This window comes from Kitasatospora sp. NPDC094028 (genome assembly GCF_049543595.1).
Lineage (GTDB): Bacteria > Actinomycetota > Actinomycetes > Streptomycetales > Streptomycetaceae > Kitasatospora.
Window position 1 is genome coordinate 86,777 of sequence record NZ_JBMVFA010000034.1, and the last position, 9,092, is coordinate 95,868.

Annotated in this window: 5 protein-coding genes; all 5 read left to right on the top strand. The window is 76.2% G+C overall.

Annotated features, from left to right (window positions below; translation table 11 throughout):
- Positions 1-56: 56 nt before the first annotated feature.
- Positions 57-3,716 carry a DUF11 domain-containing protein gene (locus ACPC54_RS34275; RefSeq protein WP_498970365.1) on the top strand — a complete coding sequence of 1,220 codons (3,660 nt, stop codon included), beginning with the start codon at positions 57-59 and terminating at the stop codon, positions 3,714-3,716.
- 4 nt (positions 3,717-3,720) lie between these two features.
- Entirely contained in the window at positions 3,721-4,338 is a 618-nt protein-coding gene (locus ACPC54_RS34280; protein ID WP_498970366.1) for a Pvc16 family protein, read from the top strand.
- A complete protein-coding gene (locus ACPC54_RS34285) occupies positions 4,335-6,446 on the top strand; it encodes an AAA family ATPase (RefSeq protein ID WP_498970367.1) in 2,112 nt (703 codons plus the stop codon). Before ACPC54_RS34280 ends, ACPC54_RS34285 begins: the two co-directional genes overlap by 4 nt.
- Before the next feature lie 140 nt (positions 6,447-6,586).
- Positions 6,587-7,276, top strand: coding sequence for an eCIS core domain-containing protein (locus tag ACPC54_RS34290; RefSeq protein WP_498970368.1), 690 nt, complete (start codon positions 6,587-6,589; stop codon positions 7,274-7,276).
- Positions 7,277-7,419: 143 nt separating this feature from the next.
- Positions 7,420-8,982 carry a phage tail sheath family protein gene (locus ACPC54_RS34295; protein ID WP_498970369.1) on the top strand — a complete coding sequence of 521 codons (1,563 nt, stop codon included), beginning with the start codon at positions 7,420-7,422 and terminating at the stop codon, positions 8,980-8,982.
- Positions 8,983-9,092: the final 110 nt, after the last annotated feature.

Genomic DNA, 9,092 nt, shown 5'->3' on the forward strand with positions numbered 1-9,092 from the left:
CGGATGCCGTCGGCTCGCCCCCCGGGCGCGCGGGAGGAACCGTCCGGGGGGACACGGTGCGACGACGCGTACTCACGCACGACCGGCTCCGGCGGCCGCTGCCGGCGCTGCTCTCGACGGCTCTGGTGGCCGCACTGCTGGCGACGATGACCGCGGCGATCGGCTCCGGGCAGCGGGAGTCGACGGCACCGGCCGCGGCCGAACCCGCGCCCGGCCGGATCGCCTACACCGCCGACGACCAGGCGCACCGCACCCTCGCCCTGGTCGGCACCGGCCGTCCGACGGCCCTGCTCGACGGCGGCCGGGCCGGCGACGACTGCCAGCCGGCCGTCCGGGGCGACACCGTCGTCTGGGTCAGCACCCGCAGCGGCACCGGCGAGAGCCTGCTGCTGCGCCAGGGCGCCGGGCCGGTCAAGGTGCTGCTGGAGCGCCAGGGCTGGCGGATCAAACACCCGGCCCTCTCCCCGGACGGAGCCTGGGTGGCCTTCACCTCCTGGCAGGGCAACCCGGCCGGGACGGACCTTTCCGAGGACTGGTGCCGGCAGACGGCCGCGGCGGACCAGGCCGCGGGCTCGGGCAGCGACGACCTGACCCCGTCGGTCTGGGTGGCCAGGACCGACGGCAGCGGACTGCGCCGGGTCGCGGTCGGCGGCGGCTGGGCGAGCTGGTCGCCGGACGGCGGCGCGCTCGCCTACGAGCAGGCCGGGAAGATCTTCCGCATCCCGGTCGCGCCGGGCGGCACGGCGGTGCGGGTCGACACCGGCACCGGCGAGGCGCACCGCCCGGCCTGGGAGCCGCAGGCCGGGGCCGGACACGACCGGATCGCCTTCATCACCGCCGCGGACGGGTACCGCCAGCTGGCCCTGGTCCCGGCCCGGGGCGGCGGGGCCGCGCAGCCGATCGCCCGGGGTGCCAAGGACCCGGCGGCCACCGAGGACGTCAGCTGGTCCCCGGACGGGGCGTCACTGGCGTTCCTGTCCACCGACCTCTTCCGCGTCGACCCGGCGAGCACCTGCCCGACCTGCCCCGGCGCCAAGGTCGACGTCAGCTCCTTCGACGGCGTCGAGTCGGCCGGCTGGTACGCCTCGGCGGGCGGCGCGCCGATGATCCTGACCACCGCGCTGACGTACGGATCGCGGATCGAGGGCGTCCACCCGGCGCCCCCGCTGGACCGGCTGGACCTGCGGCCCCAGACGGACTGGCGGGAGACCACCGCGGACCCGGCCTACTCGCCGGACGGACGGCGGCTCGCCCACACCCTGAGCGTCTTCGGCCCGGACGGGCGGGTGCCCACCCGCATCCTGGTCGGCGACGCCGCCGACCCGACGCGCGCCACCGTGCTCGCCGGCCCCGGCGTCGACCAGGACCGGGAACAGTCCGCGCCCGCCTGGTCCCCGGACGGGAAGAAGCTCGCCTTCGTCCAGCAGAACCCCTGCAGCGAGTGCAACGCCGAGCAGCGGATCGTCGTGGTGGACCTCACAGACGGCGTCGACAAGGCCAAGCCGGTCCTCACCGTCCCCCCGCGGGCGGAGAGCGGATCCCGGTGCACCTCCCGGGACTTCGATCCCGCCTGGTCGCCGGACGGCAGCCGGCTCGCCTTCTCCCGCGAGAGCGACTGCACCCCGATCATCAAGCTGACCGCGGCCGAGGCCGCCCCGGCGCCGGACACCGTCTACGGCATCCGCCACCTGTGGTCGGCCGAGACCGGCGCGGGCGGCGACCAGCGCGACCTCACCGCCGCCCAGTGCGGCGACCCGAAGTGCCCGGTCCGCGACGCCCGCCCGGCCTACGCCCCGGACGGCAGCGGCCTGGCGTTCGGCCGCCGACTGCTGGCCGCCCGGCCCGACCCGTCGCCCTCACCCACGCACACCTCGCCCTCACCCACGCCGCCCCCGTGCCTCGACGGCTGCCTGCGCACCGGTCCGACGCCCGCCCGCACCCCGCTGTGGGTGGTGCTGAAGCTCGGCGCCGACGGCAGGGCCTGCCGCAGCCTGGTGCCCTCCGCCGCGAGCTGCCCGAACGTCGGCCCCGTCAACGGCACGCCACTGCCGGACGGGCCGCTCCGGCAGCCCGCCGACCCGGCCTGGTCGCCGGACGGCAAACAGCTCGCCCTCGACGTCGAGGTCGGCGGCGACCGGCCCGGCCTCGCCGTCGCGCCCCGCCGCATCCCGTCCACCTACCGCCGGATCGCGGTCGTCGACCCGGCGACCGGAACGGGCCGCACCCTGCCGGTGCGCGCGGGCGCGAGCCACACCCGGCCCTCCTGGCAGCCCACCGCCGACCTCGCCGTCAGCCTGACGCCCGCCCACCCGCGGATCTCCCGGGGCGGCACCACCGAACTGACCCTCACCGTCACCAACCTGGGCCCCGGCTACGCCCGGGGCGTCACCGCCGAGCCGGCCCTGCCCGCGGGGCTCCAGGCCGTCGGCGCGCCGGTGCCCTCCCAGGGCAGCTGCCCGCCCGCGCCGTACCGCTGCGCGCTCGGCGGGCTGGCCGCGGGCGCCGGCGCCACCGTCCGGATCACCGTCAAGGGCGTGACGGCGGGCGCCCAGCAGGCCACCGCCCAGGTCGGCGCGGATGCCCTCGACCCGCGGGCGGAGAACGACCGCGCCGAGGCCGTGATCACCGTGCTCGCGCCCGACCTGGTCGTCACGGCGTCGGCGAAACCGGCCACGGCAGCGCCCGGCGAGCCGATCACGGTGACGTTCACCGTCCGCAACCAGGGCGACGGGACGGCCGCCGGCGTGACGCTGACGCCCGTCGTGCCGCCGCAGCTGCGCGTGGTCTCGGCCACGCCCGCCTGCCCGTCCACCGGGTGCCCGCTGGGCGACCTCCGGCCCAAGGACGAGGCGACGGCGACGCTCGTCCTGGCCGGCGACACCGCGTTCACCGGCCAGGTCACCGGCACCGTCACCAGCGCCAACGGCGAACCGGTCACCGCGGGCGCGGCCGTCACCGTCACCGCCCCCGCGCCCACCGCCACCCCCACGACCGCACCCCCGCCCACCGCCACCCCCACGACCGCACCCCCGCCCACCGCCACCCCGACCACCACCACCCCGCCCGACGACCGGCTGCCCGACCTCGCCGTCAGCGCCACCGCCGCACCGGCGCTGATCCGGACCGGGCAGCAGGCCACCGTCACCCTGACGGTCCGCAACGGCGGCGCCGTCCCGGCGCCCGGGGCCGCCCTGGCCCTCACCCTGCCGGCCGGCCTCCGGCTGGACTCCGCCACCCCCGCCTGCCCGGCCGGCCGCTGCCCGCTCGGCCCCCTCGACCCCGGCGGATCGGCCACCGTGACCCTCGCCGTCACCGGCCTGACGGCCGGGAACGCCACCGTCAGCGGCACCGCGACCGCCGACCGGGGCACCGCCGCCACCGCCGCCACCACCCTCACCGTCCTGCAACCGACCCTGCTGCTCGACCCGAAGGTCGGTCCGCCCGGGATCGTCACCCTCGCCCACGGCAGCCAGTTCCCGCCCGGAACCACCGTCCGCCTGCGCTGGAGCGCCGGGGTGACGGCCGACACCGCGCCGGTCGTGGTGGCCGCGGACGGCACCTTCACGGCACCCGCCCTGGTGCTCGTCCAGGACACCCTCGGCCCGCGCGAGCTGGTCGCCACCCTGCCCGACCTGCCCGCCTTCGGCGAGGTGCGCAGCCCCTTCACCGTCGTCCCCGGAGTGCTCCAGCCCCGGCCCTACGAGGAACGGCGGTAGGCCGGTGATCCACGAGGTCGACGAGGCGCTGCGCACGCTGGTGCGGGCCGGAGCCCTGGCCGGGGCGGACGTCGACGTGGTCCTCGACGCACCCACCCGGGAGTGGGCGGCCCGGCGCAACACACCGACCGTCAACCTCTACCTCTACGACATCAGGGAGGACCTCAGGCGCGCCTCCCGAGGGCGGCAGAACGTCTACGACGACCAGGGCACGGTGGTCGCCCGCACGCTGCCGCCCCGCTACTTCAAACTCTCCTACCTGATCAGCGCCTGGACCCAACGGCCCGAGGACGAGCACCGGTTGCTCTCCGCGCTGCTCGTCTGCTTCCTGCGCCACCCCGCGCTGCCCGCCGACTCCCTCGGCCCCGCCCTGGCGGCCACCGAACTGCCGATACCGCTCGGCATCGCGCTGCCGCCGCCCGAGGACCGGGCCTTCGCCGACGTCTGGACGGCGCTCGGCGGGGAGCTGAAGCCCTCGCTGGACGTGGTCGTCAGCGTGCCGGTCACCGCGGCCCCGGTCTACCAGGCCGGACCGCCGGTCGAGGACGGCCTCGTCCTGCGCAGCGACGCGCTCGAATCCCCCGCCACGGCGCCCGCGCCGGGCCGACGGAGGGCCAGATGACCGACCCCGGCCTCGCCCACCTGCTGGAACGCCTCTCGCTGGTCGAGGAACGGGTCCGCCGGGCCGTCACCGCCCGCCGGGCCGACGATCCCGAACCGGACGACCCGTTCCGGGGCCTCTACCTCTCCGACGAGACGGTCCGACGACTCCTCGACGAGCCGCACGCCGTCCCGGCGCCCGACGTGGTCGACGAGGAGCGCGAGGCGGCCGCCGAGCACCGGGCCGACGACGCCGAGCAGGCCGGCGCGCGGCTCCGACTGCGCACCCTGGCCCGGGAGTTCAGGCTCTCCCCGCTCGACGTCGAACTGCTGCTGATCGCCCTCGCCCCCGACCTGGACAGCCGCTTCGAGCAGCTCTACGGGTACCTCAACGACGACGTGACCCGCCGCCGGCCCACCACCGGGCTCGCGCTGGCCCTGTGCGGGGTCCCGGCCGCCTCGGCCGCCGCGCGCGGACGGCTGCACCCGGCCGCGCCGCTGGTGGCCCGGGGGCTGCTGCTGGTGGAGGAGACGGAACGGCCGTTCCTCGGCCGGTCGTTGCGGGTGCCCGACCGGGTCGCCGCGCACCTGCTCGGCGACGACACGCCCGACCACCGGCTGGCCAACCTGTTGGCACCAATGGAACCACTGGCACCGCTGGCACCGCTGGCACCGCTGACGGCGGGTGACGGCCGCGAGGGCGGCCCCGCCGACCGCCTCGGAGCCGCCCTCGCGGCCGGCCTCCACCTCGCGTACCTGCGGGAGCCCCCCGGCGGCTCGGCCCGCGCCCTCGCCGTCGAGGCGCTGCGCGTCGCCGGCCGCCGGGCCTTCGCCCTCGACCTCACCCAGCTCGCCCGGGACCCGGCCGCGCCGGAGGCCGTCGTCGCGGCCGGCCGGGAGGCGGGCCTCGCCGGGGCCGGCCTGGTGGCCGGGCCGGTGACGGCGCCGGAGGCCGAACGGCCCGCCCTGGTCCGGGCCCTGGCCGCGCTGCCGGTACCCGTCCTGTTCACCGGCCGGGTGTCCTGGGAGCCCGAGTGGTCGCCCGCCGTCCCGCTCCTCGTGGAGGTGGCCCGGACCGGTGCCGACACCCGCGCCGCGTTGTGGCGGGCTGCGCTCGGCCGGGTGGCGCCGGAGCATACGGCCGTCGACCAGGACGCGGCGGCCGCCTTCGTGCTCACCCCGGACCAGGTGGAGCGGGCCGCCCGAACCGCGCACCAGCAGGCCGTGCTCTCCGGCGGCCCGCTCACCGCCGCCCACCTGCTGTACGGCGCCCGGGCGCAGAACAGCGCCGGGCTGGAGCGCCTGGCCCGCCGGATCCGGCCCACCGCCGGTTGGGCCGACCTGGTCCTGCCCCCGCCCGCGCTGGGCCGGCTGCACGAGCTCGCGGCCCGGGCCCGCCACCGCGACCGGGTGCTCGGCGACTGGGCGATGCGGCCCGGCGGCGGGCGCGGGCGCGGCGTCATGGCGCTGTTCGCCGGTGACTCGGGCACCGGGAAGACGATGTCCGCCGAGGTCATCGCCGGGGACCTCGGCCTCGACCTCTACACGGTCGATCTCGCCACTGTCGTGGACAAGTACGTCGGCGAGACCGAGAAGAACCTGGAACGCATCTTCACCGAGGCCGCCGGGGTCAACGCCGTGCTGCTCTTCGACGAGGCCGACGCGATCTTCGGCAAGCGCTCCGAGGTCAAGGACGCCCACGACCGCTACGCCAACGTCGAGAGCGCCTACCTGCTCCAGCGGATGGAGTCCTTCGACGGCCTGGCCGTCCTCGCGACCAACCTGCGGGCCAATCTCGACGACGCGTTCACCCGCCGGCTCGACCTCGTGGTGGACTTCCCCCGGCCCGAGGCCGAGCAGCGGACGGCACTCTGGGAGCGCTGCCTCGGGCCGCTGCTGCCGCGCGCGGGCGATCTCGACCTCGGATTCTGCGGCACGTCCTTCGAGCTGGCCGGCGGGGACATCCGCTCGGCCGCCGTCACGGCCGCGTACCTCGCCGCCGAGGCGGGCCGCCCGGTGGCCATGGCCGACCTGATCGCGGCGGTCGCCCGCGAGTACCGCAAGCTCGGACGGCTGTGCCTGGAGAGCGAGTTCGGGCCGTACGTGGCGCTGGCGCGCGATGCCCCATAGGGCAGCCGGGCCTGCCCGGGCGGTGCCCCGGCGTGCCTGGCGGCCGGCTCGGGCGGGCGGCAAGTCTGGTGGAGCGACTACCGGTGGACCAAGTCCGGTGGAACGACCGTGGTGGCCGGCCGTGCGGGTTGGGGAGTGGGATGCGCGATCACGAACTCGGGGCCGACCAGCAGGCCGGAGCCAAGCCCCGGACAGACCAGGCACCCCAGGACGACCGCACCGGGCTGCTGTTCCGGGCGGCGGCCGGCGGACGTGCCTCGGCGCTGGGCGCCGGCGGACTGCTCGGGCTGCAGCGCGCGGTGGGCAACGCCGCGGTCGGCGCGGCCCTGGAGGAGGAAAGCTCGCCGGTGCACGACGTCGTCGCCTCGGGCGGCAACTCCCTGGACGCGGACGTCCGTTCGGACATGGAGACCCGGCTCGGCCACGACTTCGGCGACGTCCGCGTGCACACCGACGCCGCCGCGCACGACTCCGCCAAGGCCGTCAACGCCCACGCCTACACGGTCGGTTCGCACATCGTCTTCCAGCGCGACGCCTACGACCCGGGCTCGCACCAGGGCCGCACGACACTCGCGCACGAGCTGACCCACGTCGTGCAGCAGCGGTCGGGACCAGTCGACGGCACCGCCGCACCGGGCGGCATCGCGGTGAGCGACCCCGGCGACCGCTTCGAGCGGGAGGCGGCCGCCACGGCCGACCGGGCCATGGCCGAACCGGCCCCGGCCCCGGCCGTCCAGCGGGAGGCGGCGGAGGACGAGGAGGAGACCCCGGTGCAGGGCCTGTTCGTGCAGCGGGCCGAGGCGGAGGACGAGGAGGAGACGCCCGCCTAGGGACGGCCTGGGAACCCGCCTGCCGCCGGTTGCCCGTTCGGGCAGGGACGGCTTCCCCGCCCGTCGTCCGGACGGCCATGACCTTGGTCGGTGGGGGCCAGCAGGCTGTGGGTCACCAGGTGGGCCTGAAGGGGGCTGAAGGGATGCCGTCGTATCTGTCGCCGGGCGTCTATGTCGAAGAGGTCGAGGCAGGCTCGCGCCCGATCGAAGGGGCCGGGACGGCCGTCGCGGCCTTCGTCGGGCTGGCGCCGCGGGGGGTGCCGAACACGCCCACGCTGGTGACCAACTGGAGCCAGTACACCAGGGAGTTCGGCGAGTTCGCCGAGGGCTGCTACCTCGCGCACGCGGTCTACGCCTACTTCCTCAACGGCGGCGGCTCCTGCTACGTCGTCCGGATCGGGGACGGGCCCGCGGCCGCGCAGCCGTCCCCGGCGCCGGTGCGGCGGGGCGGCGGCCGGGGCGCGCTGCCGGCCGGGCCGCGCGCGGTGCTCGGCGCCTTCCAGGTCGCCGCCCTGCCGGGCGCGGGGGAGGGGCTGACCGTCGAGGTGGCGGACGCCGGGGGCGAGTCGGCGGCCGAGGACGCGTTCACGCTGCGGGTCAAGCGCGGCGAGCAGGTCGAGGAGAGCTTCGACGTCTCCGCCAGGCGCGGCCAGCGCGGCTACGTCGTGACGGTGGTCCGGGAGCGCTCCAAGCTGATCGCCCTGGAGGAGACCGCCGCTCAGGCCGTCGCCCGCCCGGACAACCAGGAGGTGGCCGTACCGGCCCCGGCACAGCCGCCCGCCGACGCGGCCGGCACCGCGACGCCGGCCGACTACCTCGGCAGCGCCGAGGACCGCACCGGCCTCGGCGGCCTGGAGGCGATCGACGAGGTCACCATGGTGGCGATCCCGGACCTGATGAGCGCCTACGAGCAGGGCGCGCTGGACGCCGAACAGGTCAAGGCCGTGCAACTGGCGCAGATCGCGCACTGCGAGCTGATGGGCAACCGCGTGGCGATCATCGACCCGCTGCCCGACCTGACCCCGCAGCAGGTCAAGGAGTGGCGCACGGTCGGGGCGGGCTACGACTCCAAGTACGCGGCGCTGTACTACCCGTGGATCAAGGTCGCGGACCCGGGGAGCGGCCGGCTGCGGTTCGTGCCGCCGAGCGGCGCGATGGCGGGCGTGTGGGCGCGCAACGACGAGAGCCGCGGCGTGCACAAGGCGCCCGCCAACGAGGTGGTGCGCGGCGCCGTCGACCTGGCCGTCAACCTGACCAAGGGCGAGCACGACCAGCTCAACCCGATCGGGGTCAACTGCATCCGGGCCTTCCCGGGCCGGGGCATCCGGGTCTGGGGAGCGCGCACCCTCTCCTCCGACCCGAGCTGGCGCTACCTGAACGTGCGCCGGCTGTTCAACTACCTGGAGGAGTCGATCCTGATCGGCACCCAGTGGGTGGTCTTCGAGCCGAACGACGACGCGCTCTGGGCCCGCATCCGGCGGACCATCTCGGCGTTCCTGGTCAACGAGTGGCGCAAGGGCGCACTGTTCGGCCTCACCCCGGAGGAGGCGTTCTACGTCAAGTGCGACCGGGAGACCAACCCCGCCGAGGGGATCGACGCCGGGCAGGTGATCTGTGAGATCGGCATCGCGCCGGTGAAGCCGGCCGAGTTCGTGGTCTTCCGGCTCTCCCAGTTCTCCGGCGGCACCAGCCTCGTCAACGAGTGAGTCAACGACCCGGGACTAAAGTCCCGGGCTTGAGGTTAACCATGTGTCCGATGAGTCGCCCCACCGGTGGTCACCTCGTCTCAGCAGCGCGAGGCGCTGCTGGGGCGGTT

What these genes read in the sequence shown, in the direction of transcription:
- ACPC54_RS34295 (WP_498970369.1), top strand. Translation starts at nt 7,420, where the DNA reads ATGCCGTCGTATCTGTCGCCGGGCGTCTATGTCGAAGAGGTCGAGGCA.
- ACPC54_RS34290 (WP_498970368.1), top strand. Translation starts at nt 6,587, where the DNA reads ATGCGCGATCACGAACTCGGGGCCGACCAGCAGGCCGGAGCCAAGCCC.
- ACPC54_RS34285 (WP_498970367.1), top strand. Translation starts at nt 4,335, where the DNA reads ATGACCGACCCCGGCCTCGCCCACCTGCTGGAACGCCTCTCGCTGGTC.